The sequence below is a fragment of the Actinophytocola sediminis genome (assembly GCF_054779715.1).
Genome location: NZ_BAAGXS010000029.1, coordinates 90,414 through 116,311, shown reverse-complemented (window position 1 = coordinate 116,311; position 25,898 = coordinate 90,414). Strand labels below are relative to the sequence as shown.

23 protein-coding genes are annotated in these 25,898 nt (G+C 71.8%); 13 read left to right on the top strand and 10 right to left on the bottom strand.

What is annotated here, in order from left to right; translation table 11 throughout:
• The first annotated feature begins 62 nt into the window (after window positions 1-62).
• The gene (gene nhaA, locus ACYVIP_RS19975; protein WP_460398443.1) at window positions 63-2,669 is read left to right on the top strand and encodes a Na+/H+ antiporter NhaA; all 2,607 of its coding nucleotides are present in this window, start codon (window positions 63-65) and stop codon (window positions 2,667-2,669) included.
• 27 nt (window positions 2,670-2,696) lie between these two features.
• On the opposite strand, the gene ACYVIP_RS19970 is transcribed toward nhaA, so the two are convergent.
• Complete coding sequence (locus tag ACYVIP_RS19970; protein WP_460398441.1) at window positions 2,697-3,503, bottom strand: PaaX family transcriptional regulator; 807 nt, start codon at window positions 3,501-3,503, stop codon at window positions 2,697-2,699.
• A gap of 57 nt (window positions 3,504-3,560) precedes the next feature.
• On the opposite strand from ACYVIP_RS19970, the gene ACYVIP_RS19965 reads away from it, so the two are divergent.
• The 5 genes from ACYVIP_RS19965 to ACYVIP_RS19945 are packed head-to-tail and all read left to right on the top strand — an operon-like array spanning window position 3,561 to window position 8,001.
• Window positions 3,561-4,742, top strand: a complete 1,182-nt coding sequence (locus ACYVIP_RS19965; protein ID WP_460398439.1) for an ABC transporter substrate-binding protein — start codon at window positions 3,561-3,563, stop codon at window positions 4,740-4,742.
• Window positions 4,743-4,747: 5 nt separating this feature from the next.
• Window positions 4,748-5,521 carry an ABC transporter ATP-binding protein gene (locus ACYVIP_RS19960; RefSeq protein ID WP_460398437.1) on the top strand — a complete coding sequence of 258 codons (774 nt, stop codon included), beginning with the start codon at window positions 4,748-4,750 and terminating at the stop codon, window positions 5,519-5,521.
• Window positions 5,518-6,183: an ABC transporter ATP-binding protein gene (locus ACYVIP_RS19955; protein WP_460398435.1), complete on the top strand. Its 666-nt coding sequence runs from the start codon at window positions 5,518-5,520 to the stop codon at window positions 6,181-6,183. The genes ACYVIP_RS19960 and ACYVIP_RS19955 overlap by 4 nt, the downstream gene beginning before the upstream one ends.
• Complete coding sequence (locus ACYVIP_RS19950; protein WP_460398433.1) at window positions 6,176-7,033, top strand: branched-chain amino acid ABC transporter permease; 858 nt, start codon at window positions 6,176-6,178, stop codon at window positions 7,031-7,033. The genes ACYVIP_RS19955 and ACYVIP_RS19950 overlap by 8 nt, the downstream gene beginning before the upstream one ends.
• Entirely contained in the window at window positions 7,030-8,001 is a 972-nt protein-coding gene (locus tag ACYVIP_RS19945) for a branched-chain amino acid ABC transporter permease (protein WP_460398430.1), read from the top strand. Before ACYVIP_RS19950 ends, ACYVIP_RS19945 begins: the two co-directional genes overlap by 4 nt.
• A gap of 3 nt (window positions 8,002-8,004) precedes the next feature.
• Here ACYVIP_RS19945 and ACYVIP_RS19940 read toward each other — a convergent pair whose 3' ends face one another.
• From ACYVIP_RS19940 to ACYVIP_RS19930, 3 genes are read right to left on the bottom strand one after another with little or no spacing between them, the layout of a single operon-like run.
• Complete coding sequence (locus ACYVIP_RS19940) at window positions 8,005-9,543, bottom strand: hypothetical protein (protein ID WP_460398428.1); 1,539 nt, start codon at window positions 9,541-9,543, stop codon at window positions 8,005-8,007.
• A 19-nt stretch (window positions 9,544-9,562) separates the two neighbouring features.
• Window positions 9,563-10,390, bottom strand: a complete 828-nt coding sequence (locus tag ACYVIP_RS19935; RefSeq protein ID WP_460398426.1) for a carbohydrate ABC transporter permease — start codon at window positions 10,388-10,390, stop codon at window positions 9,563-9,565.
• Window positions 10,387-11,301, bottom strand: coding sequence for a carbohydrate ABC transporter permease (locus ACYVIP_RS19930; protein ID WP_460398424.1), 915 nt, complete (start codon window positions 11,299-11,301; stop codon window positions 10,387-10,389). The genes ACYVIP_RS19935 and ACYVIP_RS19930 overlap by 4 nt, the downstream gene beginning before the upstream one ends.
• A 154-nt stretch (window positions 11,302-11,455) precedes the next feature.
• On the opposite strand from ACYVIP_RS19930, the gene ACYVIP_RS19925 reads away from it, so the two are divergent.
• From ACYVIP_RS19925 to ACYVIP_RS19900, 6 genes are read left to right on the top strand one after another with little or no spacing between them, the layout of a single operon-like run.
• Entirely contained in the window at window positions 11,456-12,772 is a 1,317-nt protein-coding gene (locus tag ACYVIP_RS19925) for an ABC transporter substrate-binding protein (RefSeq protein ID WP_460398422.1), read from the top strand.
• A complete protein-coding gene (locus ACYVIP_RS19920) occupies window positions 12,769-13,803 on the top strand; it encodes a Gfo/Idh/MocA family protein (RefSeq protein WP_460398420.1) in 1,035 nt (344 codons plus the stop codon). Before ACYVIP_RS19925 ends, ACYVIP_RS19920 begins: the two co-directional genes overlap by 4 nt.
• On the top strand, window positions 13,800-16,178 hold the full coding sequence (locus ACYVIP_RS19915; RefSeq protein ID WP_460398418.1) for a heparinase II/III family protein: 2,379 nt from the start codon (window positions 13,800-13,802) through the stop codon (window positions 16,176-16,178). The genes ACYVIP_RS19920 and ACYVIP_RS19915 overlap by 4 nt, the downstream gene beginning before the upstream one ends.
• Complete coding sequence (locus ACYVIP_RS19910) at window positions 16,171-16,938, top strand: amidohydrolase family protein (protein ID WP_460398416.1); 768 nt, start codon at window positions 16,171-16,173, stop codon at window positions 16,936-16,938. Before ACYVIP_RS19915 ends, ACYVIP_RS19910 begins: the two co-directional genes overlap by 8 nt.
• On the top strand, window positions 16,935-17,783 hold the full coding sequence (locus ACYVIP_RS19905) for an amidohydrolase family protein (protein WP_460398414.1): 849 nt from the start codon (window positions 16,935-16,937) through the stop codon (window positions 17,781-17,783). The genes ACYVIP_RS19910 and ACYVIP_RS19905 overlap by 4 nt, the downstream gene beginning before the upstream one ends.
• Complete coding sequence (locus ACYVIP_RS19900) at window positions 17,780-19,153, top strand: hypothetical protein (protein ID WP_460398412.1); 1,374 nt, start codon at window positions 17,780-17,782, stop codon at window positions 19,151-19,153. Before ACYVIP_RS19905 ends, ACYVIP_RS19900 begins: the two co-directional genes overlap by 4 nt.
• On the opposite strand, the gene ACYVIP_RS19895 is transcribed toward ACYVIP_RS19900, so the two are convergent.
• Window positions 19,128-20,222, bottom strand: a complete 1,095-nt coding sequence (locus ACYVIP_RS19895) for a helix-turn-helix domain-containing protein (protein WP_460398410.1) — start codon at window positions 20,220-20,222, stop codon at window positions 19,128-19,130. The genes ACYVIP_RS19900 and ACYVIP_RS19895 overlap by 26 nt on opposite strands.
• Before the next feature lie 62 nt (window positions 20,223-20,284).
• Entirely contained in the window at window positions 20,285-21,133 is an 849-nt protein-coding gene (locus ACYVIP_RS19890; protein WP_460398408.1) for a fumarylacetoacetate hydrolase family protein, read from the bottom strand.
• Between the two features lie 149 nt (window positions 21,134-21,282).
• Here ACYVIP_RS19890 and ACYVIP_RS19885 point away from each other — a divergent pair, with 149 nt between their 5' ends.
• Window positions 21,283-22,578 (top strand): aspartate aminotransferase family protein, encoded by a 1,296-nt coding sequence (locus ACYVIP_RS19885; RefSeq protein WP_460398406.1) that lies wholly within the window; start codon window positions 21,283-21,285, stop codon window positions 22,576-22,578.
• Between the two features lie 8 nt (window positions 22,579-22,586).
• On the opposite strand, the gene ACYVIP_RS19880 is transcribed toward ACYVIP_RS19885, so the two are convergent.
• From ACYVIP_RS19880 to ACYVIP_RS19865, 4 genes are all read right to left on the bottom strand, one after another.
• Entirely contained in the window at window positions 22,587-23,192 is a 606-nt protein-coding gene (locus ACYVIP_RS19880) for a short chain dehydrogenase (RefSeq protein ID WP_460398404.1), read from the bottom strand.
• Window positions 23,189-24,046: a helix-turn-helix domain-containing protein gene (locus ACYVIP_RS19875; protein WP_460398402.1), complete on the bottom strand. Its 858-nt coding sequence runs from the start codon at window positions 24,044-24,046 to the stop codon at window positions 23,189-23,191. Before ACYVIP_RS19875 ends, ACYVIP_RS19880 begins: the two co-directional genes overlap by 4 nt.
• Before the next feature lie 55 nt (window positions 24,047-24,101).
• Entirely contained in the window at window positions 24,102-24,824 is a 723-nt protein-coding gene (locus ACYVIP_RS19870; protein ID WP_460398400.1) for an SDR family NAD(P)-dependent oxidoreductase, read from the bottom strand.
• Between the two features lie 175 nt (window positions 24,825-24,999).
• The gene (locus tag ACYVIP_RS19865) at window positions 25,000-25,896 is read right to left on the bottom strand and encodes a dihydrodipicolinate synthase family protein (RefSeq protein WP_460398398.1); all 897 of its coding nucleotides are present in this window, start codon (window positions 25,894-25,896) and stop codon (window positions 25,000-25,002) included.
• Between the last annotated feature and the right edge of the window lie 2 nt (window positions 25,897-25,898).

The following is a 25,898-nucleotide window of genomic DNA, read 5'->3' as shown; positions in this document are numbered from 1 at the left end:
CACGCGTCCGTCGACGATCAAGGGTGCCGGCATCCGGCCCGGTCCCGGGCTAATATCCGCAGGTGAGTTCGTCTGCACCACCACCGAGCTGGGACGGCACGACCACCCGCACCCGGGACGTGCTGGCCCAGCTCGCGCGCCCGTTCCGGGTCTACCTCGCCAACCCGGCCGCGGCCGCCGGGCTGCTGCTGGCCGCGACCGTCATCGCGCTGCTGTGGGCCAACTCGCCGTGGTCGGCGTCCTACGACGCCTTCTGGCACACCGAGTTGGCCATCAGCTTTGGTGGCGGCGAGCTGTCGCTTGACTTGCGCCACTGGGTCAACGACGGGCTCATGGTGTTCTTCTTCTTCGTCGTCGGCCTCGAGGTCAAGCGGGAGCTGGCGGTCGGCGAGCTGGCCGACCGGCGCACGGCCGCGGTGCCGCTGGCCGCCGCGGTCACCGGGCTCGCGGTGCCGGCGGCGGTGTACCTGCTGTTCAACCCCGGCGGCGAGGCGGCGCGCGCCTGGGGCGTGGTGATCTCCACCGACACCGCGTTCCTGCTCGGCGTGCTCGCGCTGGTCGGCCCGGCCTGCCCGGGGGCGCTGCGGATGTTCCTGCTCACCCTCGCGGTGGCCGACGACGTCGGCGCGCTGACCATCATCGCGCTGTTCTACACCGAGGACCTGTCCCTCACGCCGTTGGTGGTGTCCCTGGTTGGGCTCGCGCTCATGGTCGGGCTGCGCTACCTGCGGGTCTGGCGCGGACCCGCCTACTTCGTGTTCGGCGTCGCGGTGTGGATCGCCATGTACCTGTCCGGGGTGCACCCGACGATCGCCGGCGTGGTGATCGCGCTGTTCACCCCCGCCTACGCGCCCCGCCGCGACGAGGTCGCCGAGGCCACCCGGCTCACCAGGGCCTTCAGCCAGTCGCCCGGCCCGGAGCTGGCCCGCGCCGCCCGGCTGGGCATCGAGCGGTCGGTACCCAGCGCCGACCGGCTGCACCGGCTGTACGAGCCCTACAGCAGTTACCTGATCGTGCCGCTGTTCGCGCTGGCCAACGCGGGTGTCAGCCTCAGCGGCGACACCCTGTCCGCCGCGCTGACCTCCCCGGTCACCCTCGGCATCATCGCGGGGCTGGTGCTGGGCAAGCTGCTCGGCATCAGCGTCGGCGCCTACGGGGCGGTCGCGCTGAAGCTCGGCACGCTGTCCCGCGGCCTGACCAGGGGTCAGCTGCTCGGCGGCGCCGCGTTGTCCGGCATCGGGTTCACCATCTCGCTGTTCATCGTGGACCTCGCGCTTGGCGACTCCCCGCTGGCCGACCAGGCCAGGGTCGGCGTGCTGGCCGCGTCACTGCTGGCCGCGCTGCTCGGCTGGGCGCTGTTCCGCTTCGGCGACCGGCGGCGCGACGAGGACCGGGCGACCGCCGGGGTGCTGGTGCCGCCGGTCGACCCGGACCGCGACCATCTCCGCGGCCCGGTCGACGCGCCGATGACCCTGGTCGAGTACGGCGACTTCGAGTGCCCGTTCTGCGGCCGGGCGACCGGCGCGGTGGACGAGGTGCTGCACCGGCTCGGCGACCGGGTGCGTTACGTGTTCCGGCACCTGCCGCTGGTCGACGTGCACCCGCACGCCGAGCTGGCCGCCGAGGCCGCGGAGGCGGCCGGCGCCCAGGGCCGCTACTGGGACATGCACGCCCGCCTCTACGCCAACCAGGACCGGCTGAAGGTGACCGCGCTGGTCGAGCACGCCACCGCGATCGGCCTGGACCTCGCGCGGTTCACCCGCGACCTCGGCGACAGCCGGTACGCCGGGCACGTGCGCGACGACGCGGAGTCGGCCGAGGCCAGTGGTGCCACCGGCACCCCGACGTTCTTCGTCGGCGACCGCCGGCACACCGGCTCGTTCGACGCGAACACGTTGGTGGCGCGGCTGTTGGAGAGCATCGGCGAGACCGCGCCCGAGCCGACCGACCGGCCGGTGCTGCTGCTGCCCGACCCGACGCCGAGGACCACGGTGGTCGTGCCGGACCGGATCCCGGCCGGCGCGGACCAGGAGACCGACGGCGACGACAGCGCCTACCCCCGGCTGAGCGAGGAACACCTGGCGGTGCTCGACCGGCACGGCGCCCGCCACCGGGTCGAGCCGGGCCGGGTGCTGTTCGCCGAGGGGGATCCCGGCTACAACTTCCACGTGATCGTCGCGGGCACCGTGGCCACGGTGCAGGGGCTCGGCGGACCGGCCGAACGTGTGCGCGCGGTCAGTGGCGCCGGCCGGTTCGTCGGCGAGCTGGGGTTGTTCGCCGGTCAGTCCTCGGTGATCACCGCGCTGGCCACCACCGACAGCGAGGTGATCGAGCTGACGCCGGTCGCGCTGCACGCCGCCTTCGTCGAGTCCTCCGGGCTGCGTGAGGTGGTGCTGCGGGCGATGTTGCTGCGCCGGTCGCGGTTTCTGGAGGAGACGGCGGACGTGCGGATCATCGGTCCGGCCGCCGACCAGGACACCCGGCGGCTGCGCGACTGGGCCACCGACAACGGCCTGACCCACCATTTCGTGGACATCGACCAGGACGCGGGGGCCGCCGGTCTGCTTGCCGACCTCGACGTGCACCACGACGAGCTGCCGGTGGTGATCTGGCGGGACACCACGGTGCTGCGCAACCCGACCCCGGACGACCTCGCCGCCCTTGACTGAAGTCCTTAGTGGACAATTGTGCACCGCTCACGCGTCCGGCACGGTGTCCAGCAGGCCGGCGGCCAGTTCCCGGGCGGGCTGGTCGAGCGCGGCCTCGAGTCGGTGGAACGCCTGCTGTGCCGGCACCGCGGGCCAGTCCGCCGGCAGGTGCCGAACAGGTAGTCGCGGGTCCCGCCGGATCACCTGTAGCCATTCGGTGACCACGGCCAGATGCGCGGCCAACGGGTCGCCGGCGAACGGGGCCTGGCCGGCGCCGGTCCAGCGGTCGAGGAAATCGCGGTAGCCGGCGGCCAGCCGGGGCAGGTCGTAGGCGTCGTGGACCAACTGCGCGATGTCGGTCAGCTCGTCGGCGGTGGCCCGGAACACCCGCACATGCGCGGCCAACCCGAGCTCGGCCACGAACGGCTCCACCGTGACCTGTCCCGGCGCGATCCACAGCCCGCCCTGCAGCGGCCCGAAACCCGCCCACGCCAGCCGGGAGCGCAGGTCGTGTCGTTGGCGTTGCCAGGATTCGGGCAACGAGAAGCACAACAGCGTCCAACTGCCGTCCCAGTCGTCGTTGACCGCGCCGGTCTTCCAGATGCGCCGCTGTCCGTCGTGCAGGATCTCGGCGCCGCGTTCGGTGAGGCCGAAGTACATCCGCCGGCCGAGGCGTTGCCGGCGCAGCAGTCCCCGGCCGGCCATGCGGGTGAGCGTCGACCTGGTGGCGTGTTCGGACACCCCGAGCCGGGCGAGGACGTCGATCACGCTGCCGGAGAACACCTGGACGCCGCTGCCGTACACGTAGTCGCCGAGAAAGCTGAGCATCAGCGACTGTGACCGAGAGGGCGACATGGAGTCGATATTAGGCACAATCTTGACGGCCGTGATCAGTAAGCCTAACTTTGGAGCGTGCGTCGACCACTGATGATCTTCGCCGCTCTTGCCCTCCTCGCCGCCGGCTGCGGGGGAACCACGGGCGACTCCGACGACACCGGCCCGATCCTGATCGGCCAGATCGTCTCGCTGACCGGCAACTACTCGCCGCTGGGCAGTGAGAACAAGAAGTCCGTCGAGCTGGCCGTGGCGCAGCTCAACGACGCCGGCGGGCTGCTCGGCCGCCCGCTCGAGCTGTCGGTCAAGGACGACAAGAGCCAGCCCGACCAGTCGGTGCTCGCGTTCAACGAGCTCAAGGGCGAGGAGGTGGCCGCGGTCATCGGCTCCCCGTTCTCCAACTCCGCGCTGGCCACGATCCCGTTGGTCGACCGGGAGGAGATCCCCTACCTGTCACCGAGTCCGGCCGACGAGCAGGTCGATCCGGTGCACCCGTACGTGTTCATGGTTCCGGCCACCTCGGCCACCTACGGCGACCGCATCCTCGAGTACCTCAAGGCGACCGGCATCACCAAGGTGGCGATCGCCCACGACACCAAGAGTTCCTACGCGGTCGCCGGCTTCGACGGCATGGTGGCCAAGGCCGAGGAACACGGGGTGACCCTGGTGGCGACCGAGGAGTTCCAGACCACGGCCACCGAGTTCGGCTCGGTGTTCAACAACACCCGGTCGGCCGGCGCGCAGGCACTGGTCGTGTGGGCGGCCGGGCCACCGGCGGTCGCGCTGACCAAGCAGTACGCCACGACCGGACTGTCCATCCCGTTGGTGCTGACCGGCGCGCAGGCGAGCAAGCTGTTCCTCGACCCGGTCGGGCCGGCGGCCGAGGGCGTCGTGGTGGCCGGCTCCGTCGGCGTGATCGGCGAGCATCTGCCGGCGGGCGAGCTGCGGACGGCGATCGACGAGCTGGCCGGGCCGTTCCAGACCGAGTACGGCTACCCACCACCGCAGTTCGCCCAGGACGGCTACACCGCGGTGAAGCTGCTGGCGGCCGCGATCGAGGAGGCCGGCAGCACCGACCCGGCCGCGATCAGGGACGCGCTGGCGGGCCTGACCCTGGTGACACCCAACGGAAAGTACACCTACAGCGAGACCGACCACGCCGGCCTTCCCGGGGAGTACATCGCGATCACCACGGTCCGCGACGGCGTGCTCGTGCCGACCGACTGGACCAGGACACAGCTGGCCGGCCTGGCCGGATAGCGCCCATGACCGCGCTGCTCGACGTGACCGGGGTGTCCCGATCCTTCGGCGGGGTGTTCGCCGTACGCGAGGTGGACCTGCGCATCGCCGCCGGCGAGTCGCGCGGCATCATCGGGCCCAACGGCGCTGGCAAGTCCACCCTGTTCAACCTGATCGGCGGCCAGCTGCGGGCCGGTGCGGGCCGGATCGACTACGCCGGCGAACGGATCGACCGGCTGCCGGCCCACCGCCGGGCCGCGCTGGGCATCGCGGTGGTCTTCCAGGGCGCCAACATCTTCCGTGGGATGACCGCGATGGAGAACGTGATGGTCGGCGCGCACGCGATCACCCGCGCCGGCTTCGCCTCGGGCATCCTGCGATTACCGGCCCACCGCCGCGCGGAGCGCGAGATCCGCGAGCTCGCCACCACCGCGCTGACGCGGGTCGGTCTCGCCGACTGGGCCACCCGGCCGGCCGAGGCGTTGCCGCTTGGCCAACAGCGGGCACTGCAGGTGGCCAGGGCGTTGTGCGGCCGGCCTCGGCTGCTGCTGCTCGACGAGCCGGCCGCCGGCCTGCGCGCCGCCGAACGCGGCGCGCTGGCCGAACTGCTCGAACAGCTCAAGGCCGACGGCCTGACGATGCTCACCATCGAGCACGACGTGGCGTTCGTGGCCCGGCTGGCGGACCAGGTCACCGTGCTCGACCTCGGCCGGGTGATCGCCGAGGGCACCCCGGCGCAGATCCGCGCGGATCCCGAGGTGATCGCCGCCTATCTCGGCAAGGAGGTGCCGGCGCGATGACCAGGATCGCCGTCACCGACCTGGTGGTGCGCTACGGCGCCGCGGTCGCCCTGGACGGGGTCAGCCTCACCGTCGAGGACGGCGAGCTGGTCTCGTTGATCGGGCCCAACGGCGCCGGGAAGTCCACTCTGGTCAACACGTTGTCGCGGATCGTCAAGCCGCACAGCGGATCGGTCACCGTGCACGGCCGGCTCGCGCACGTGCCGGAGGGCCGCCAGCTGTTCGGCGACATGACCGTCGCGGACAACCTGCGGCTGGGCGGCTGGCGGATCCGCAACCGGGACACCGCACCGATCTACGAGGTCCTGCCGGCGTTGGTCAACCTGCGCGACCGCACGGCCGGGCTGCTCTCCGGCGGTGAGCAGCAGATGGTCGCGGTCGGCCGGGCGCTGATGGGCCGCCCGGACGTGCTGGTGATCGACGAGCTGTCGCTCGGCCTGGCCCCGCTGGTGATCGCCGACCTGGTCGACCACCTGCGCCTGCTCAACGCCGAGCGGGGGCTGGCCGTGCTGCTGATCGAGCAGAACGCCCGGCTGGCACTGGATCTGTGCGACCGGGCCTACGTGCTGGAGGCCGGCCGGATCGTCGCCGAGGGGGCAGCCGCGGACCTGGCCGCCAGTCCCGCGGTCGCCGCCGCCTACCTCGGTGGTCCCCATGAGTGAGCTGCTGCAGTACCTGATCACCGGCCTGGGCGTCGGCTGCGGGTTCGCGCTGGTCGGCAGCGGGCTGGTGGCGATCTTCCGGGTGACCGGGGTGGTGAACTTCGCCCAGGGCGCGTTCGCCGTGGTGGCCGCGCTGACCGCCTCCTCGCTGCTGACCTCGTTGCCGCACGGGGTGTCCGAGCTGCTCGCGGTGGCCATCGCCGCGCTGGTCGGACTCCTGGTCGGGGTGGTCGCGATCGGCCGGCCGGGCACCTCGCCGCAGGCGTCGCTGATCATCACCCTCGGGCTGTCGCTGTTCGCGTACGCGGTCGAGGTGCTCATCTGGGGCGACCAGCCGCGCTCGTTCGCCGGCCTGCCCGGCGCGGTCGAGCTGTTCGGCGCCCGGGTGCAGACCCACTACCTGCTGATCATCGGGGTGACCCTGCCGGTGTTCGCCGCCATGGCCGCGTTCTTCGGCCGCACCAACGTCGGCAAGGCGCTCACCGCCTGCGCGTCCAACCCGTACGCGGCCAGGGTGGTCGGCATCGACGTGCGGCGGATGGGGTTGCTGGCGTTCGGCATCGGCGGCGCGCTCGGCGGGCTGGCCGGCGTGCTCGTGACCCCGGTGCAGCAGGTCACGTTCGACTCGGACGTGACGCTGGCGATCAGCGGGTTCGCCGCGGCCATCCTCGGCGGCCTGACCCGGCCCGGGGTGGCGCTGGTCGGCGGGTTGCTGCTCGGGGTGGCCCAGGCGCTGGTCGCCGGCTACGGCAACGCGGCCCACCAGACCGAGGTCGCGCTCGGACTGATGCTCGCGGTGATGATCTGGCGGGCCGTCCGCCGGCCGGTCGCCCACCAGGAGCCAGCATGAAAACAGTCGTGCCGGTGCTCGCGGTCGCCGTCGCGACCCTCGCCGTACCGTCCTTTCTGGACAGTTCAGAGCTCGCCATCTACATCCTGCTCGGCCTGGCCGCGATGGTCGTGGTCGGGCTGTCGCTGCTGATGGGCTACGGCGGGCAGATCTCGTTGGGACAGGCGGCGTTCTACGCGATCGGCGCCTACACCGCCGGCCTGCTGGCCACCAACGGGGTGCCGCCGCTGCTCGGCCTGCTGGCCGCGCCGGTGGTGGCCGCCGCGTTCGCCGCCCTCGTCGGTATCGGGATGTTGCGGCTGCGCGGGCACTATCTGGCCTTCGCCACGCTGGCGATGCAGCTGATCCTGCTGTCGGTGCTCGCCCAGTCGGAGTGGGCGGGCGGCGCGATCGGGCTACAGGGCATTCCCCGGCTGACCGTCGCCGGGTTCGAGCTGAGCGAGGACCTGCACTACGCCTACCTCACGTGGGCGGGGTTGGCGCTCACCCTGGTGGTGGCGCACAACGTGGTCCGCTCCCGGGCGGGTCGTGGGCTGCGCGCGTTGGCCACCAGCGAGGTCGCCGCCGCGGCCAGCGGTGTGCCGGTCGGCCGCTACCGGCTGGTGGTGTTCGCGTTGTCGGCCGCGTTCGCCGGGCTGGCCGGCGGCATCTACGCCTACTTCCTCGGCTATCTCGGGCCGGGCTCGTTCCCGCTCCTGCTGTCCATCGAGTACGTGGTGATGGCCGTGGTCGGCGGTCTCGGCACGATCTTCGGCCCGGTGGTCGGCGCCGCCGGCATCGTGCTGCTGGTCCAGTTCCTCAATGACATCGGCACCCGGCCGGGCATGCCGAGCTACGCGCCAAGCGTGCTGTCCTACGCGGTCTACGCCGTGTTGCTGGTGCTCGTGGTGCTGTACCTGCCACGCGGCATCGTGCCCGCCGTCGGCTCGCTTCGTGACCGGTTTCGGTCCACAAAGGAGCTTGGCTGACGGCTATTTCTTGTTGTGTGCCGCCAGGAACGCGGTGCCGAGCAGGGTGGAGCCGAACAGCGGCTCCGGCTGGAGGAGGTTGACGATCTCCCGCGAGTGGGTGAAGATCCGCTCGTCCCAGGCGGCCAGGTTCGCCCAGCGCGGCGCCTGGAGATCCTGGGAGCCCAGCGCGCCCGAACCGTCCACAGTGGTCCAGACGTGCGGGGTGCCGTCGGCGTCGCGGTGCATCAGGTTGTCGGTGTAGGTGGCGGCCATGCGGCGAACATCGGTCTCGCCGAACACCAGCCCGAGCCCGTTGGCGGCGAGCATCGCCTCGACGTCCACCGCGCCGTGCGAGCCGTCCTCCATCTGCTTGGCGCCGTTGGGGTAGGCGGGCGTCCACGCCGAGACCTCGTCGGCCTGGCGGTAGCCGCGGTACACGTGGCCCTTGGTCCACCAGTAGCGCCACACGTAGCTGGCGTCCTTGACCGCGAGGTCGTTGCGGAACGTGGTCAGCATCCGCACCGCTCGGTCGCGATAGGACCGGTGTCCGGTGAGCGTGGACAGGTGCAGTTGGGTCGTGGCCAGCGCCAGAAACTGGTTGTGCGGCATCTCGCAGCCGTCGAAGGCCAGCGGCGTGCCCTTCTCCCAGACATACCACCCCTCACCGTCGTCGTTCTGGCGCCATTCGCGGTTGTGGCAGGCCACCGCCGCGCGCACCGCGGTGAGGTACCTGGCGGCCTTGGCGCCGTAGCGGGGTTTGAGTCGCGGGTCCTCCCGGACGATCCGGCAGAACTCGGCGATCGGGGCGGTGATCATGCCGGTGTGCACCGAGAAGACCACGTGCGCCGACGCCATGGGGTAGGTCCCGGGCCGCGGGGTCGCCGGCGCGTTGTCCGGTCGCAGGTCCACGGCGCTGGCCCGGGTGAGCGTCGGGTTGGCGTCCAGGATCCGCCGGACCGCGTAGTCCGGGCTGGTGGCGTCCATCGTCAGGTTGGTGAACGTGTCCGCGCGGTCCACCCTGGTGTCGGTGACCACCACGGTGAACCGGTCGGCCGACTCCGCCACGACCTCGGCGACCACGTCGTCGGCGAAGGTCTGGGAGGTACGCAGTCCCAGCACCGGCACCCCGGTCGCGCCGGGGACGTCCGCCTGGCCCGCCGTGTACGGGTACCAGCCCCGCCACGCCGGCAGCGAGTCCCCGCGCCAGTCCCGCACCCCGCGCTCGCTGTCCCTGGTCAGCAGGATGGCGTCGGTGTTGCGGCACAACAGGTCCAGGTACCGGGTGTCGCCGAAGGCCCGGTACATCGCCAGATAGGAGCGCAGTACGTAGGACTGACCCCAGGCCAACGCGCCGCGCACCTCGTTGGGCCGGTCCGGGGGAGTGTCGCTGTGCTCACCGAAGTAGGCCTCGGCCCAGTCGTAGGTGGCGCGCAGCGCGTAGTCGCGCCCGGCGGCCATCGCGATCGGCGCGGCGGTCACGCCGGCCGCGGCACCGAGGCCGAGTACCGCGCCCGCGCGTAACACCTGCCGGCGTCCTACGGTGGATTCGTTGCTGGACATGGGTTTCCTCCATGGGCGGTCAGCCCTTCACCGCGCCCTTCATCCCCTCGAGGATGTGGCGCTGCATCAGGACGAAGAACACGATGACGGGGATCAGGGAGATGACCGTGCCGGCGGCGAGGGTCCGCACGTCGGTGCCGGTCACCCCGGTGAGATAGGACAGTGCCAGTGCGATGGGGTACTTGTCGGTGTCCTTGAGCACGACCAGGGGCCAGATGAAGCTGTTCCACACCGAGATGAACCCGAAGATGGCGAGCACGGCGAGCGCGGGCCGCGCCGCGGGCAGCATCACGTGCCAGAAGATGCCCCACTCCCGGCAGCCGTCGATCCTGGCCGCGTCCTCCAGCTCCTGGGGCACCGCGGCGAAGGTCTGGCGCAGCAGGAAGATCCCCATGGCCGACAGCAGGCCGGGCAGGATCACCCCGGCGTAGGTGTCGGCCAGTCCCAGCTCGGAGACCACCAGGAACCGCGGGATCAGCATCAGCTCGCCGGGCAGGAACATGGTGGAAAGGAACAGGAAGAACGTCAGCGTGCGGAACCGGAACCGCATCCTGGCCAGCGGGTAGGCGGCCAGCGCGGACACGATCAGGTAAGCGGGCACCATCACCACGACGTAGAGCACCGAGTTGAACAGGTAGCGCGGGAAGTCGATGACCGTCCAGGCGCGGGTGAACCAGTCCATCACCGGCGGCCGGGGGAGCAGGTCGGGCGGGAAGGAGAACACGTCCTGGGTGGCCGGTTTCAACGCGGCCGACAGCAACACCACGAACGGCGCGACGAACACCACCGCCAGCACGACGAGCACCGCGTAGTTGACCACCAGCGTCGAGCGCTTACCGGTACTCATGGGCGCTCCCTGGTGAGCCGGTAGTTGAACAGCGCGAGGACGATCATGATCGCCCAGAGCACCAGGGCGATCGCGTTGGCGTAGCCGAACTCGTAGTCCTCGAAGGCCTTGGACCACACGTAGTAGCCGAGGGTCATGGTGCTGTCCTGCGGGCCGCCCCTGGTCATCACGTACACCGAGGTGAAGACCTGCATCGAGTCCAGCATGGCCATCGTCGAGGTGACCGCCATGTACGGCACGAGCAGCGGCACGGTGATCCTGGTCAGCCGCTGCCAGGCGCCGGCGCCGTCGATCTGCGCGGCCTCGTTGAGCTCGGAGGGGATCGCCTGCAGGCCGGCGAGGTAGATCATCATGTAGATCCCCATGCTCTTCCAGCCCTCGATCACGATCAGGCTCGGTAGCGCCCAGGTCGAGTCGAGCAGCCAGGCTCGGGGCTCGTCGGTGAGCCCGAGCGAGGTGACCAGCCAGCTCAGCACGCCCTCGGCGTCCAGCACGTACTTCCAGGTGACCGCGACCGCGACCATCGAGACCACGACCGGCATCACGATCGCCACCCGGAAGGCCTGCACCCCGGGGAGTTTCTGGTTGACCAGCACCGCGAGCAGCAGCGGCGCGAACACCGCGAGCGGGATCATGCCGGCCAGGAACAGGAACGAGTTGATCAGCGACTGGTGGAACCGGGGATCGGCCACCATGCGGGTGAAGTTGTCCAGCCCGACCGAGACCGGCGGGGAGATCCCGTCGTAGGAGAAGAACGCGAGCTGGAGTGCCTGGCTGGCCGGCCAGACGTAGAACACGGCGAACAGCACCAGGCCGGGCGCCATGAACAGCCACGGCAACCACCGGGGCCGGCGGTGTCCGCCGGCGCGTGGACGCACGCGCCGGGCGGAGTCCGTGGACTCGACGGGCATCCCACCACCACCCTCCGGCAGTCGTCGAATTTGGGACGTCTAGAACGGACGTTGATCGCGTCCTAAACGAGTGCGGCGACTATAGACACACCGATAGCAGCCGGTCTAGCCCGTCTATTGACTTGTGCGCTGCACGTGTCCGAAACTGTCGGCCATGCGATCCAAGACGTCGACCTTCCGTTCGGCTCGATGGTGGCGCGGTGCGGTCGCGTCGCTCGCGTTACTCACCGCGCTTGGCACCCTGTCCGGGTGCATCAGCGGGACAACGTCCAGCTCCGAGGAGCCGGACTCCACCGAGCTCGGCGGCGAGGTCGAGTGGTGGACGATCAACCTGAAGGCCAACTACGGCGACTACGTCCAGGGCCTGATCGACACCTACGAGGCCGACCACCCGGGCACCACGATCAACTGGGTCGACGTCCCCGGCGCGGACCTGGCCACCAAGCTGCTGGCCGCCCTGTCGGCCGGCGACCCGCCGGACCTGGTGAACATCGCCTCCCCTGACCTCGGCCGGTTCCGCAAGTCGGTCACCGACCTGAACAAGTACTTCACCGCCGAGGAACTGGACGCCTACCAGCCATCGCTGGTCGAACCACTGGCCAAGGACGGCGCGCTGACCGGGATTCCCTGGTACAACGGCGGTTCGCCGGTGTCGATCTACCGGAAGACGGCGCTGGCGGGGACCAGCTTCGACGAGCAGGACCCGCCGGCGACCTTCGACGCGCTGCTCGAGCTGGCCGCCGAGGTCAAACAGCAGTCGGGCGTGGCCGGGATCAACCTGTACGAGTGGTCGCTGGTGCTGCCCTACTACGGCGTCGACATGCTCACCGAGGACCGCACGGCCGCCGCGTTCAACACCGACGACGCGGCCGACATCCTGAACCGGTGGAAGGCGGCCTACGACGCCGGGGTGATCGCGCCGGGCGTGCTGACCAAGGATGTCCGCAACTTCCCGGAGAACCTGGAGAACCGCCGGATCGGACTGGTCGCCAACGTGCCGGCCACCCAGCTGGTCAACACCCAGAAGAACGCGCCGGAGGTCTACCGCGACCTGGTGGTGACCCCGAGCGCGCGCACCCCGGAGGGCAAGCTGCTGCTCGCCGGGCAGCAGACCTTCGCCATCCCCAGCGGTTCGGACAACAAGGCGACCGCGGCGGACTGGCTCAAGTTCGTCACCAGCGCCGAGAGCCAGCTGGAGTTCTGCAAGATCGTGCCGATCTTCCCGTCCACCAAGGCGACCCTGGAGGACCCGTTCTTCGACGCCACGGGCACCGACGCGAACAGCGTCGCGCGGAAGATCATCGTGGACACCCTGCCCGACCTCGCGGACGGCGCGCTGGGTACCGCGCAGGACAAGGAACTGCTCGACCTGTTCGACGAGCAGATCCGCGCGTTCCTGCAGGGCAGCGTGGACGCCAGGACCGCGCTCGGCACCGCCGAGCAGCAGTGGAACACGGAGCTGAGCAAATGACGGCGGTACTGCGGGTCGGCGTCGTCGGCGCGGGCATCATGGGCACCGGCAACGCCACGGTGCTCGACTCGCTGCCCGGCGCCGAGGTGACCGCGGTCGTCAGCCGCCGCCGGGCCGACGCCGAGGCCCTGGCGGGTCAACTCCCCGCCGCCACGCCGGTGGTGTTCGACCACTACGACCAGCTGATCGGCTCCGGCACGGTGGACGCGGTGGTCGTGACCACGCCCGACCACCTGCACGCCGACGTGGTGGTGAAGGCCGCGAACGCCGGGCTGCACGTGTTGGTGGAGAAGCCGTTCACCACCTCGGTCGCCGACGCGGACGCCTGTGTGGCGGCGGTGCGCGCGGCCGGGGTGGTCGCGATGTGCATCTTCAACCACCGCTGGATTCCCGCCTACGCCCAGGCGAAGGACCTGATCGCCGACCTCGGCGCGCCGGCGGTGGGCTACGCGCGCAAGGACGACACCATCTACGTGCCGACCGAGATGCTCAGCTGGGCCGGCAAGACCACCTGCGCGTGGTTCCTGTCCAGCCACGACATCGACCTGGTCACCTGGCTGTTCGACGACGAGATCGAGCAGGTGTTCGCCACCGCCAGGTACGGCAAGCTGCGCTCGCTGGGCATCGACACCCCCGACGCCATCCACATCCAGGCCCGGTTCCGGGGAGGCGCGGTGGCCACGTTCGAGTCGGCGTGGATCTACCCGAACACCTTCCCGACGATGGTCGACAGCTACGTGACGCTGGTCTGCGACGACGGCGCGATCCAGCTGGACCGCCAGCAGGAGAACATCGTGCTGGCCACCGACCGCGCGGTGTCCTTTCCCCGCAACATGTTGCAGCGCGTCGTGCACGGCGTGCGGGCCGGCGCCTACCGCGACGCCATCGCCCACTTCGTCGACTGCGCCACTACCGGCACCGAACCGCTGATCACCGTGGAGAGCTCCCGGCACGTCACCGCGGTGCTCGAGGCCGCACACGCGTCGATGGACTCCGGCCAGCCGGTGGCGGTCGCGGGGGTGGCCAGGTGACCAGCTGGGTGGAGAACCCGCCGCACGTCGACGACGCCACGATGCGCCACATCACCGATCAGCACCTGCTCGACTCCCTCGACCGCACCGCGCCCGGACTCGAACCGGTCGCCGGGGACCTCGACACCGCGCTGCGCGCGTGGCGGGCCTACCGCGCGAGTGAGTCCGCGCCGGTTCCGGTCGCCGACCTGCGGCGCTGGGTCCGGCGCCGGGCGGCCCGGCCGGCGGTGCCCCCGGCCGATCTCGTGCTGCGCCATCCCGAGTCGGTGCGCCACATCCTGGGCACCCGCGCCGGCCACGGCGGGTTCCGCGAGGCGGCGGACACCATGCTGCACACCGAGTTCGACCTGCTGGACGCCAGCCGGGGCCGGTCGAGCTTCTACGGTTTCCACTACCTGTACTGGCTCAAGCCGCTGTTGGAGGCCTACGCGTTCACCGGGCGGGCGGAGTACGCCGCGCGCTACGGCGAGCTGTTCTCCCAGTGGTACGACGTGCGCGACCAGGTGGTCGGCGACTGGCCGGGACTCGACGTCATCTGGTACTCGCTGGGCGTCTGGGCCCGTAGCGCGATGTTCAACCAGGCGATCTCGCTGTTGTCGGGCGAACCGGCGTTCACCGACGAGCAGTGGCGGCGCACGATGAAGTGCCTGCTGGGTGGCGCGCGGTGGGCCGCCGAGGAACACGCCACGTTCCGGCACGGCAACTGGCAGGTCGCCTCGGTCAGCGAACTGGCGCACACCGCGGCGATGTTCCCCGAGTTCGCCGAGCACCTGACCTGGCGCGATGTCGCGCAGCGGCGCATCGAGGACCACCTGGAACTGGACTTCTACGCCGACGGCGGGCACTTCGAACGCGCGCCCAGCTATCACACGATGTGCCTGCAGGCACTGCACGTGGCGGTGCTGTCGGCCGACCACGACCAGTGGCCGATCCTGGCGCACCCGCGACTGCGCGCGGCCCACGACTGGCTCGCCAACATGGCGCACCCGGCCGGCTGGGTGCCCCACCTGCAGGACTCGCACGTGGTCCGGCCGGCGGAGATGCTGCTGGTCGGCCACCACCTGTGGGGCGACCCGACGTGGAAGCACCTGGTGGAGCGGTGGATGGCCGCCGACGAGATCGTCGACCGGCTCGACCGGCTGGGGCCCCGGCCAGACGGCGGCGACCCGGTCGAGCACTTCCGCGCCGCACCGAGCGTCGCGCCCGCCGGGCGCAGCGCGCTGTTGCCCACCAGCGGGCACGCGATGCTGCGCCAGGGCTGGGCGTCCACCGACCTGACCACGGTGGTGAACCTCGGCCCGTACGTCGGCCACGAGCTGGAGCCGCACTCGCACCACGCGTCGCTGGACTTCGTCATCTCCGGCTGGGGGGTGCCGCTGGCCTGGGAGGCGGGTGGGCCGCCGAGCTACGACGATCCCGGCTACTACTCGTGGTTCCAGGCCGGGCGCGGGCACAACAGCGTGACCCTCGCCGGTGAGCCGGACTCGGTCGGGCGCGACTCGGTCGTGGAGTCGTTCTGGGCGCTGGGAGATGACCACCGGGGCGTCGACGTGGCCGCCGGCCGGCATGATGCCTTCGCCACCCGGCATCGCCGGCGGATCGTGTTCGTCCGCTCGGCACCGAGCTACTGGCTGATTGTCGATGATCTGGGCGATGATCAAGGCGGCGATCTGGGCGGCGTGCCGGTCGAGGCCACCTGGACGCTGCACGGCCTGGCTCCGTGGCGGGTGGCCGGCGATCGGCGGTTCGTCGCCGAGTCCGGTCCCGGCCTGGTCGTGGTGCCGGCGACGGTCCCGGCCGGGGTCGAGCTGACCAGCGACCCGGCGCGGCTGCCCCGCTGCCAGGTCCCGTTGCCTGGACAGGACGACGAGGACGCGCTGCGTGCCCGGCGGGCCACCCCGGACGAGTACGGCACGATCCACGGCCTGCACCTGGCGCACGAGCGCGGCGTCCTGCACACCGTCCTGGTGCCCTTCGCCGACCAGGCGCCGGAGGTGACGGCCGAGCTGGCGGGGGAGACCGTCACCGTCGGGCTGGCCGGCGTGCGGGACACCGTCGGCCGGCACGGCTGGACCCGCGACCACGGCGACGGCGTGCTGGAGCGGGCGCGCTGGGACCTCGACGCGCCGGTCACCGAGGACACCGAGGACACCGTGCCGGCGATCGCCGGCCGAGGGGTGCGCGCCTGGTGGTGCCGGCTCGACGCCGACGGTCTGGTGGCCGAGGTCGACACCGACCGGGCCGCCGTGGTGACCGTGCACGCGCCGTGGCCCGGCTCCATGACCGTCAACGGCGTCGGGGTTTCGCCGACCGGGAACCGGGTTCGGCTGCCTTCCGCCGGCCGCTGGACGATCCGTGTGACGGCCCATGACTGACCAGGAGGTATGGCTGCTCGACGTCGCCGCGTCGCTGGGCCGGCATCCGGCCCACGACGTCGGCGGCGGCACCCCAGCGGCCATGCTCGCCGAGCTGGACCGGCACGGGATCGCCGCCGCCGTGGTCACCCATTCCCTGGCCACCCACCACGATCCGCCTGCCGGCAACACCCGGCTGCTGGCCGAGGTCGCCGGCGAGCCCCGGCTGCACGCGTGCTGGACCGTGCTGCCGGACACCTGTGGCGAGCTGCCGGCGGGACCGGAGCTGGTGGCGCTGGCGCTGGCCAGTGGTGTGGTCATGCTGACCGCCCGGCCGCACGCGCACGGCTTCGACCTGGCCGGCCCGGATCTGGCGCCGCTGCTGGACGCCGCGGCCGGGCACGGGCTGCCGGTGCTGGTCGAGCTGGGGGAGGCCGGTTGGTCCACTGTGGAGCGAATTGCCGCGGCCCACCCCGACCTGTGGCTGATCCTGTCCGACGTCGGCTACCGGGAGCTGCGGCGGCTGTGCGGCCTGCTGGCGAGACATCCGCGCGTGCTCGTCTGCACGGCCAACCTCTCCGGCCATCTCACGCTGGAGTTCCTGGTCGAGCGGTTCGGTGCGCACCGGCTCGTTTTCGGTACCGGACAACCGGTCCGGGACCCGGCGGAGGCGGTCGTGCGGCTGCTCTGGTCCGAACTGGACGATGCGGCGGTGCGCGCGATCGGTGGCGGGACCATGCGCCGGCTGCTCGCGCGCCGCGCGGTACTGGAGGTGGGATGAACGTCGGGGGGCCGGTGCTTGGCCGGGAACCGTTGGCTGGTCCGGTGATCCTGGACGCACACGCCCATGTCGGGCCCTACCACCGGTTCTTCGTCGCCGACCCGAGCGGCGAGGCGATGGTGCGGGTGATGGACCGGTGCGGCGTCGCCGGATGCGTGGTCTCCAGCCTGCTGGCGGTGGAGCTGGACGCCGACGCCGGCAACGAGGAGACCGCCGCGCTGTGCGCCGCCCACCCCGACCGGTTCGCCGGCTATGTGGTGATCAACCCGTGGCAGGACCCGGCCGGCCAACTCGACCGCTGGCGCGACCACCCGGCGTTCGTCGGCGTGAAGCTGCACCCGGACCTGCACGAGTACCCGCTGGACGGCCCCCGCTACACGCCGGTGTTCGAGTACGCGCAGCGCACCGGCCGCCCGGTGCTGGTGCACACCTGGGCAGGCTCGCCGTACGACGATCTGTCCCATGTGGACAGAGTGGCGACCGAGCACCCGCGCGCCTGGATTCTCGCCGGGCATTCCGGCGTGCTGCCCGGTTCCTTCGACCGGGCGATCGACGTTGCCCGGCGCAACCGGCGGGTGCTGCTGGAGCTGTGCGGCTCGCACATGCACAGCCGGGCGATCACCGAGATGGTGCGCGCGGTCGGCGCCGAACAGGTGGTCTACGGCTCCGACTTCCCGTTCATCGACCTGCGGATGTCGTTGGGGCGGGTGGTGTTCGCCCGGCTGACCGACGACGAGCGGGCCGCGGTGCTCGGCGGCACGATGCTCTCGCTGCTCACCGGTGGGCGACTGGTCGGCACGCCTCTGCTCGACCGCATCACCACGTCCGGCACACTGACGCCGTGACCGACGCCGCCTCACCGTCACCAGTGCCGACCGGGCCGCCGCCGTCGGTCGGCGACCATCTCGCCCAGGTGCGGGCGCCGGTGACCGTCGGTGTCGTCGGCCCACCCGATGTGGTTCAGACCATTATGAGCCTGGATGCCGCGCTGGGCGGCAACGTGCGGTTGATCGGGGCCGCGCACCACACCGACTCCGAGACCCTGGCCACCGCGCAGACCGCGTGTGACCAGGCGGACATCGTGCTGTTCACCGGGCCGCTGCAGTACGACCTGGCCGCCGAGCACCTGCCGGTGCCCTCGACGTTCGTGCCGATCAGCGGCACGTCGCTGCTCTCGGCGCTGATCCGGGGTGCTGGCGACCCGGCGATCGACATGGAGCGGATCAGCATCGACTCCATCTCGCTGGCCGAGGTGCGGGAGGCCTACGCCGACATCGGCCGGGACGCCGGCGGGCTGCACGTCGCGCCCTACGACGGGCCGGCGTCGGTCGACGACTTCGACCGGTTCCACACCGACCTGTTCCGCTCCGGGGCCACCACGGCGGCGTTCACCACCGTCGCGTCGGTGGCCAACCGCCTTGCCAGCGCGGGGATCCCGACCGTGCGGGTCGCGCCGACCACCGCGGTGCTGCGCACCGCGGTGGTGACCAGCGCGTTGCTCGGCAGCGGGTATCTGCTGGAGGAGGCCCAGCTGGTGTTGATGACCGTGCACGTCACCGCGCCGGTCGGCTCCGGGCACTGGGGGCTGAGCAACTACCGGCTGCAGGGCACCCGGCTGGCGGTGCACCAGGTGCTGCTGGAGGAGGTCGAGGATGCGGGCGCGGCGCTGGTCGCGCACGAGGGCATGACCTTCGGGGTCACCGCGACCGCGGGCGCGCTGCGCCGGATGACCGAGAACCTGCACACCGCGCCGTTCGTCGACCGGCTGGAGGCCGCGCTCGGGCTGCGGGCCTTCGTCGGCATCGGCACCGGCGGCACCGTGCAGCAGGCCGACGCCAACGCCCAGCGGGCGCTCGGGCTGGCCCAGGGCCATGTCGGGCACCCGGCCCAGCTGGTCGGCACCGACGGCACGGTCGTCGGGCTGCCGCCCCGGTCCCGGCGCAGGCCCCGGGTGGTCGCCGACGACAAGTACGCCCACGAGCGGGAGCTGCTGCGGCGGATCGTGATGGCGTTGCCCGACACCGAACCCGAGCCGCTGATCGTGGACGCCGCGCGGATCGCCGAGGTCCTGTCGGTCACCCTGCGCAGCGCCCGGCGGAGCCTGCACAGCCTGGTCGCGGCGGGCATGGCCTGGACCATGCCGCCCGCGTCCTCCCCTGGCGGCGGCCGGCCACGGCAGCGGTTCCGCCTCATGATCCAGAAACTCGACCGCTGACCCTGGCCGACTGGCGGATGGCCGACGGGGTCGCGCCGGTCTCGCGCACCAACACCCGGCGCAGCTGGACCGGGGTGCCGAAGCCGCTGGCCCGAGCGACCTGAGTCATGGCCAGGTGGGGTTGTTCGACGAGCACGCGGCGGGCCTGGCGCACCCGGCGCTGGCTGACGTAGTCGCGGAACGTGGTGCCCAGCTCGGACCGGAACAGGTGGGAGACGTGGTACGGGCTCACCCCGACGGTCAGCGCCACTCCCCTGAGGTTCAGCGCGGGGTCGGTGAAGTGCTGGTCGACGTGGCGCCGTACGAGGTCCAGGGTGGTCGAGGTCCGGGCGCGCCGGCCGGCCAGCTCACCGACCACCCGCTCGATCCACCCGGCGACCGCGGCCGGCTCGTGCAGGTCGGCCAGCTCGGTGATGGCCGGATAGGGCACCGTCTCGCACACGGCCATCCAGTCGGCGGCGGTGCCGGTGCCCAGGCGCCCGGTGAGCACCGCGGTGGCCGACAGCACCTGCCCGAGCAGCCAGCGCCGGACGGTCTCGTCGTCGCCGTCCGCGTGGTCCAGCGCGGTGCGAAACCAGTGCCACAGCAGCCTGCTCGCGTGGTCGGCCGCGCCCCGGCCGATGGCCCTGGACAGCTCGCGGTGCACGTCCCGGGGTGCCGGCAGGTCCCGCTCGCCGGTCACCGCGCTCGCGGTGATCACCTGGTCCGGTCCGAGCACCAGCTTCGCCCGGTGGGCACGGCGGGCCGAGGCCAGCGCCTCCGGGATCGCGCGCACCACCTGGCCGACGGCCACGGTCACCGTGACCTCGCCGCCGGCGCGGACGTCGCCGTGCACGCCGGCGGCGATCCGCTCGGCCCGGCCGGCCAGCTCGGGCGCGGTCGAGGAGCGCAGCACCACCAGCCACTCGTCGGGAAAGGAGGGCTGGACGCTGGCATCGGCCTCGTGCCGGACCCGGTCGTCGATGGTGGTCCGGAGCCACTGCCGGGTCCGGTCGGCCCAGCCGTCGCCGCCGCGGGTCGCCAGCGTGAGGAACTCGTCCACGTCGACGATGAGGCAGCAGACGAACATGACCGCAGCCTAACCGATGCCCACCCGATTTCGGACGGCCAAAACCGAGGTATCTGTCGGCCCTAACCGCCGAAGCTGATCCGGTTGGACAGGGTGCCGAGGCCGGTGATCCGCGCGTGCATGACGTCGCCGTCGGCCACCGGCGCGATGCCGGCGGTGGTGCCGGTGGCGATCACGTCGCCCGGCTCGAAGGTCATGCCGTTGGTCAGGTCGGCGATCAGCTGGGGGAGACCGAAGACCATCTGCCCGGTGTTGGCCGACTGGCGCACGGTGCCGTCGATCTCCAGGGTCATGTCCAGGTTCTCCGGGTGGGGCACCGCGTCGGCGGTGACCAGGTATGGCCCGAGCGGGGCGAACCCGTCGAACCCCTTCGCCTGGTCCCACGGCACGTTGCGGTGGTGGTTGACCAGCTGCAGGTCCCTGGCGGTGAGGTCGTTGGTGATCGTGTAGCCGGCGACGACCGAACGCCAGTCGGCGGCGGGCACGTCCCGGCAGCGGGTGCCGATCACCACCGCCAGCTCCACCTCGTGCTCGACCGTGCTGGTCCGGGTCGGCGGACGCACCACCGACCCGTGCCCGGTCAGCGCGGTGGACGGTTTGAAGAACAGCACCGGGTCCGGCGGCACCGCGAGGCCGCTCTCCTCGGCGTGCGCCCGGTAGTTCAGCGCCATGCAGCAGACCTTGCCGCAGCGCGCGACGGGCGGCTCGAAGAGCACCGTCCGCTCGTCGAGCACCTCGGCGTCGCCGACCAGTTCGGCCGCGCCGGTCACGCCGTACCGGTCGAGCAGGGCGAGCGGATCGTCCCCGGCCTCCGGTGCCTGCGCGCGCAGTGACACCAGACCACGGTTCTCGTCCAGGGCAACAAGTTCGACCGGTGCGCCGGCCGTCCGCCGGATACGTCCCAGATGCATGCCGGCAGCACAACACGACCGTCCCTTCCGGACAAGCGGCCGCGGTTGCGGTCGGCGCACCATTGGTGCGGCGATGGTTGACGGGCGCGGGCGGCGGCCGCCTATGGTCACGGCAGGACGCCTGTCGACTGGACACTGTGGAGGCTCGAGTGGCTCGGGAACTGGACCGTGGCAGGGCCATGTACGAGCGGGCCAGCGCGGTGATCGCCGGTGGCGTGTCCAGCGACGCGCGCAGGCTGCCGGGCACCCCGCTCTACGTCGACCGGGCCAGTGGCAGCCGGCTGTGGGACGTGGACGGCAACGAGTACCTGGACTACGTGCTCGGCCAGGGCCCGGCCATCCTCGGGCACAGCCCGGAGGTGCTGGCCGACGCGGTCGCCGCGCAGCTGCGCCGGGGGGTCACCTACTCCGCCCAGCACGTCACCGAGATCGAGGTCGCCGAACGCGTCCGGGACATGGTGCCGTGCGCCGAGCTGGTCCGGTTCAACTCCGTTGGCTCCGAGGCGGTGCACGGCGCGATCCGGCTCGCCCGCGGCCACACCGGCCGCGCCAAGATCGTCAAGTTCGAGGGCCACTACCACGGCTGGCTGGACCCGGTGCTGGTCAGCGTGCACCCGCCGGTCGAGCAGGCGGGCCCGGTGGACCGGCCGCGGCAGGTGCCCGGATCGGCGGGCATCGGCACGAACCCCGACCTGCTGCTGACCGCGTGGCAGGACCTCGACGCGCTCACCGCGACGATCTCCGGGCACCGGGGCGAGATCGCCGCCGTGATCATGGAACCGGTGCTGTGCAACACGGGCGTGATCACCCCGGACGCGGACTACCTTGCCGCGGTCCGGCAGCTCTGCGACGACGAGGGCATCCTGCTGATCTTCGACGAGGTGATCACCGGCTTCCGGCTCGCCCCCGGCGGCGCCCAGGAGCGGTTGGGGATCACCCCGGACCTCGGCGTGTTCGGCAAGGCCATGGCCGGCGGGATGCAGGTCTCGGCGTTGGCGGGCAAGGCGGCGGTGATGGAGTCGATCGCCACGGGCAAGGTCGCGCACGCCGGCACCTTCAACTCCCACCCCGTCGCCATGGCCGGCGCCCGCGCCGTCCTGGAGGTCCTCGACGAGCGCCGCGAGGAGATCTATCCGGAGCTGGCGCGCCGGGGCCGCCGTCTCATGGACGGCATGGCCGCGATCGCCGCCCGCGCCGGGGTGCCGCTGCTGGTCGACGGCCCCGGGCAGCTGTTCCAGCTGTACTTCACCGAGGCGACCGAGGTCCGCGACTACCGCGACTTCGCGGCGACCGACCGCGCGCTGATGGCCCGCCTGCACGGCCTGTTGTTGGACGAGGGCGTCAACTCGGTGCCGCGCGGCCTGTGGTTCCTGTCGACCGCGCACACCGACGAGGACATCGACCAGACCCTGGTTGCGTTCGAGAAGGCGATCACCCGGCTCTGAACTCCCGCTCAGCCGTAGGCGCGGATGATCTCGCCGCTGTCCGCGCCCTCGACGCAGCGCAGGTAGTGCTCGACGAGTTGGTCCATGGGCACCGAACCCATGCCGGGGAAGTGCTCGCCGAACGCGGCGACCGAGTCGCCGATCATCGTCGGGCTGACCACGTTGATCCGCATCCCTCGGGGCAGTTCGATCGCGGCCGACAGGACGAAGCTGTGCAGGGCGCCGCTGATGACACCGCCGCCGGTGACGTGCGGCCAGGCCTGGTCGGCGAAGACGCCGGAGGTCAGGGTGAAGGAGGCGCCGTCGGCGCAGTGGTGCTGGCCGGTGAGCACCAGGTCGACCTGGCCGTAGAACTTGGCGCGCAGGTTCTCGTGCAGCGCGCCGGTGGTCAGCGTGGCGAACTCGTCGAGCGCCCCGTGCGCCGCGATGCACACGACGCCCGCCACCGAGGGCACCGCGCGGTACATGGCCTCGATGCTCGCGTGCGAGGTCAGGTCGACGTGGACCTCCCCCGAGGTCCGGCCGGCGACGACGACCTCGTGCCCGGTGGCGCGCAACGCGGGCACCAGCCGTCGCCCGATGGTGCCCGCCCCGCCGACGACGATGATCCTCACCGGATGTTCTCCTTCAGTGCCAGGGTGCTGCTCTGTGCCAGCAGGGCGAGCGCGTCGGCGTCCGGTGTGCCGGCCCGGGCGTGGAACAGGCCGAGCTGCTGGTCGTCGTCGGGCAGGGTGACCGTCTCGTTGGCCAGCGACAGCCGGCCGACGACCGGATGGTCGAACTCGCGCACGGAGTAGGCGCAGGTGCGCACGGGCCGGCGCGCCCACATGCGCGCGAACTCCCGGCTGTCGACCGCGAGCGCGCCGACGAGCTGGTGGAGCTGCTGATCGGCGGGATACCGGGCGACCGCCTGCTGCAGGGCCGCGACCGTGACCAGCGCCTTGGCCTGCCAGTCGCGGTACAGCGCGCGGTGGTGCGGGTCGAGGAACAGCATGCGGGCGATGTTGGGCCGGATCCGCGTGTCCGGCGCGTCGAGGTCGACATGCCCCGCCAACAGCGCGTGCCCGAGCCGGTTCCACGCGAGCACCTCGGCGCGATGGTCGATGACCACCGCCGGTGTGCCGGCGAGTGCGGCGAGCAGGTCACCCACCGATGGCCGCAGCCTGCTCCGGCGGGCACGCGGCCGGGTCGGCCGTCGAGGACCGGCGAGCACCCGCAGGTGGTCGTGCTCGGCCGGCTCGAGCCGCAACGCCATGGCCAGCGCGTCGATCACGGCGTCGGACGCGCTGGCACTGACCCCCTGCTCAAGCCGCGTGTAGTAGCCGACGCTGACCCCGGCCAACTCGGCAAGCTCCTCCCGCCGCAGCCCGGGAACCCGGCGAGGCGTGCCGCCGGGCACGATGCCCACCTCGGCCGGGGTCAGCCGTTCGCGCCTGCTGCGCAGGAATCCACCGAGATCGTTGCCCACCACCCCATCCTCGCGCTGATCACCGGCCGGTGCCTGCCCCTGACCGGGATACCCGCTAGGTGTCCAGCCAACGGGCCCGCAGATCGGGCCGCAACCAGGCGGCGGGCGAGGCGATGGACAGCCCGCCGTCGACCGGCAGGACCGCGCCGGTGACGAACCCGGCGCCGGCGAGGAACACGACGGCGGCGGCCACCTCGTCCGGCCGCCCGACCCGGCGCAGCGGATAGCCCTCGGTGACACCGGGCAGGTCCGCGTTGCCGATCATGCCGGGCGCGACGGCGTTCACCCGCACCCCGGCCGGCCCGTACTCCAGCGCGAGCTGTCGGACCAGGCCCTCGATCCCGGCCTTGGCCGCCGCGTAACCGGGCAGTCCCGGCGCGGCCAGCGTGGCGTTGACCGACGAGACGGCGACGATCGCCCCACCGGCGGCCAGCCGGGGCAACGCCGCGCGCGCCACGAAGAACGCGGAGTCCAACGTGGACCCGACGGCGGCCCGCCACTGCGCGTCGGTGGTGTCGATGGCCGCTGCGACCGGCTGGGCGGCCGCCGCGAGCACGACCACGTCCAGTCGCCCGAGCAGGTGATAGGCGGACTCCACCGCGACCCCCGCGGTCGCCGGATCGGCACAGTCCGCGGCGATGGTCTCGACGAAGGCCGGATCCTCGTGCCGCGCCAGCGACACCCCGACCACCCGATCCCCCCGCACGGCGAACGCCCGCGCGATCGCCACCCCGATCTCGGAACTGCTACCGACCACCAACACCCCGAGCCCGGTCATCGTGCCGCCTCCCCAGCGGGGCTCCGAATGCCCTGAATGGGGCATTCGGGACGTTGAGCGTCCCCAATGACCCATTCAGGGCTTTGCCAGCGGCGTGTGCGGTAACGGTGTCGGTGGTGTCTGGGAGAATGGAGACCGGGGGCGGAGGCCGACCAGTGGTTATTCGGCGGCCTGGTCATCGGGCAACTCCCGGTGCCGGTGGTAGGGCGAGATCGGTCAGTACGGTGTCCAGTTCCGCCAGGGTCGCCCGGCTCGGCGTGCCGGCGGGCGCGCGCACGGTCGCGTGCGCGATGATCCCCCGTCGCACCAACACCTCCTTGTGCACGGCCCACGCGATCCCCGGCTGCAGTCCACACAGGATCAACGGCAGCAGCCGGGTGAACGCCACCCGCGCCTCGGCCAGCCGCCAGTCGGCCAGCACCGGCGCGAGCACATCCGGGAACTCACACGCCGGCATCGTGCCCACCCCGCCACCGGCGTACTCCGCCAGACAGTACTGCGCGTTCTGCCCACCCAGCACCGCGAACTCCGGATCACCGACCGCGTCCACCACCGCCGCCACCTTCGGCGCGGTCGGCGGCGCCTCCACCTTCACCGACGTCACCCCTGGCAGCTTCGCCAACTCCACGATCAGCGACACCGGCATCGTCACCCCGGTCGCCCCCGGCGCGTCCTGCACCATCACCTCCGGCCCGGCGGCCGCCACCTCGGCGTAGAACTCCACCACCTGCGCGGGCCCCGGCTTCACCATGAACGGCGGCAGCACCATCACCGCCGACACGCCGGCGAACCCGCCGACCTGCTCGATCGCGGTGACCGTCGAGGTCGCCGCCACCCCGGCCACCACCGGCACCGCGCCCGCGACCACCCCGGTCACCTCCCGCAGGATCACCGCCCGCTCGGCCGAGGTGAGCGCGAAGTTCTCGCTCGCCATCCCGAACACCGCCACACCGTCCACTCCGGACGCGAGCTGGAACTCGGTCAACCGGCGCAGGCTCGGCAGGTCGAGCGACCCGTCCGGCAGGAACGGGGTGGCGAGGATCGGGACGAGACCGTGCACGGTGTGCGGCACTG

Excerpts from the sequence above, each read along its gene's own strand:
- ACYVIP_RS19970 (WP_460398441.1), bottom strand. The coding sequence starts at position 3,503 with ATGTCGCCCTCTCGGTCACAGTCGCTGATGCTCAGCTTTCTCGGCGAC.
- ACYVIP_RS19960 (WP_460398437.1), top strand. The coding sequence starts at position 4,748 with ATGACCGCGCTGCTCGACGTGACCGGGGTGTCCCGATCCTTCGGCGGG.
- ACYVIP_RS19955 (WP_460398435.1), top strand. The coding sequence starts at position 5,518 with ATGACCAGGATCGCCGTCACCGACCTGGTGGTGCGCTACGGCGCCGCG.
- ACYVIP_RS19950 (WP_460398433.1), top strand. The coding sequence starts at position 6,176 with ATGAGTGAGCTGCTGCAGTACCTGATCACCGGCCTGGGCGTCGGCTGC.
- ACYVIP_RS19945 (WP_460398430.1), top strand. The coding sequence starts at position 7,030 with ATGAAAACAGTCGTGCCGGTGCTCGCGGTCGCCGTCGCGACCCTCGCC.
- ACYVIP_RS19940 (WP_460398428.1), bottom strand. The coding sequence starts at position 9,543 with ATGTCCAGCAACGAATCCACCGTAGGACGCCGGCAGGTGTTACGCGCG.
- ACYVIP_RS19935 (WP_460398426.1), bottom strand. The coding sequence starts at position 10,390 with ATGAGTACCGGTAAGCGCTCGACGCTGGTGGTCAACTACGCGGTGCTC.
- ACYVIP_RS19930 (WP_460398424.1), bottom strand. The coding sequence starts at position 11,301 with ATGCCCGTCGAGTCCACGGACTCCGCCCGGCGCGTGCGTCCACGCGCC.
- ACYVIP_RS19925 (WP_460398422.1), top strand. The coding sequence starts at position 11,456 with ATGCGATCCAAGACGTCGACCTTCCGTTCGGCTCGATGGTGGCGCGGT.
- ACYVIP_RS19920 (WP_460398420.1), top strand. The coding sequence starts at position 12,769 with ATGACGGCGGTACTGCGGGTCGGCGTCGTCGGCGCGGGCATCATGGGC.
- ACYVIP_RS19910 (WP_460398416.1), top strand. The coding sequence starts at position 16,171 with ATGACTGACCAGGAGGTATGGCTGCTCGACGTCGCCGCGTCGCTGGGC.
- ACYVIP_RS19905 (WP_460398414.1), top strand. The coding sequence starts at position 16,935 with ATGAACGTCGGGGGGCCGGTGCTTGGCCGGGAACCGTTGGCTGGTCCG.
- ACYVIP_RS19895 (WP_460398410.1), bottom strand. The coding sequence starts at position 20,222 with ATGTTCGTCTGCTGCCTCATCGTCGACGTGGACGAGTTCCTCACGCTG.
- ACYVIP_RS19890 (WP_460398408.1), bottom strand. The coding sequence starts at position 21,133 with ATGCATCTGGGACGTATCCGGCGGACGGCCGGCGCACCGGTCGAACTT.
- ACYVIP_RS19870 (WP_460398400.1), bottom strand. The coding sequence starts at position 24,824 with ATGACCGGGCTCGGGGTGTTGGTGGTCGGTAGCAGTTCCGAGATCGGG.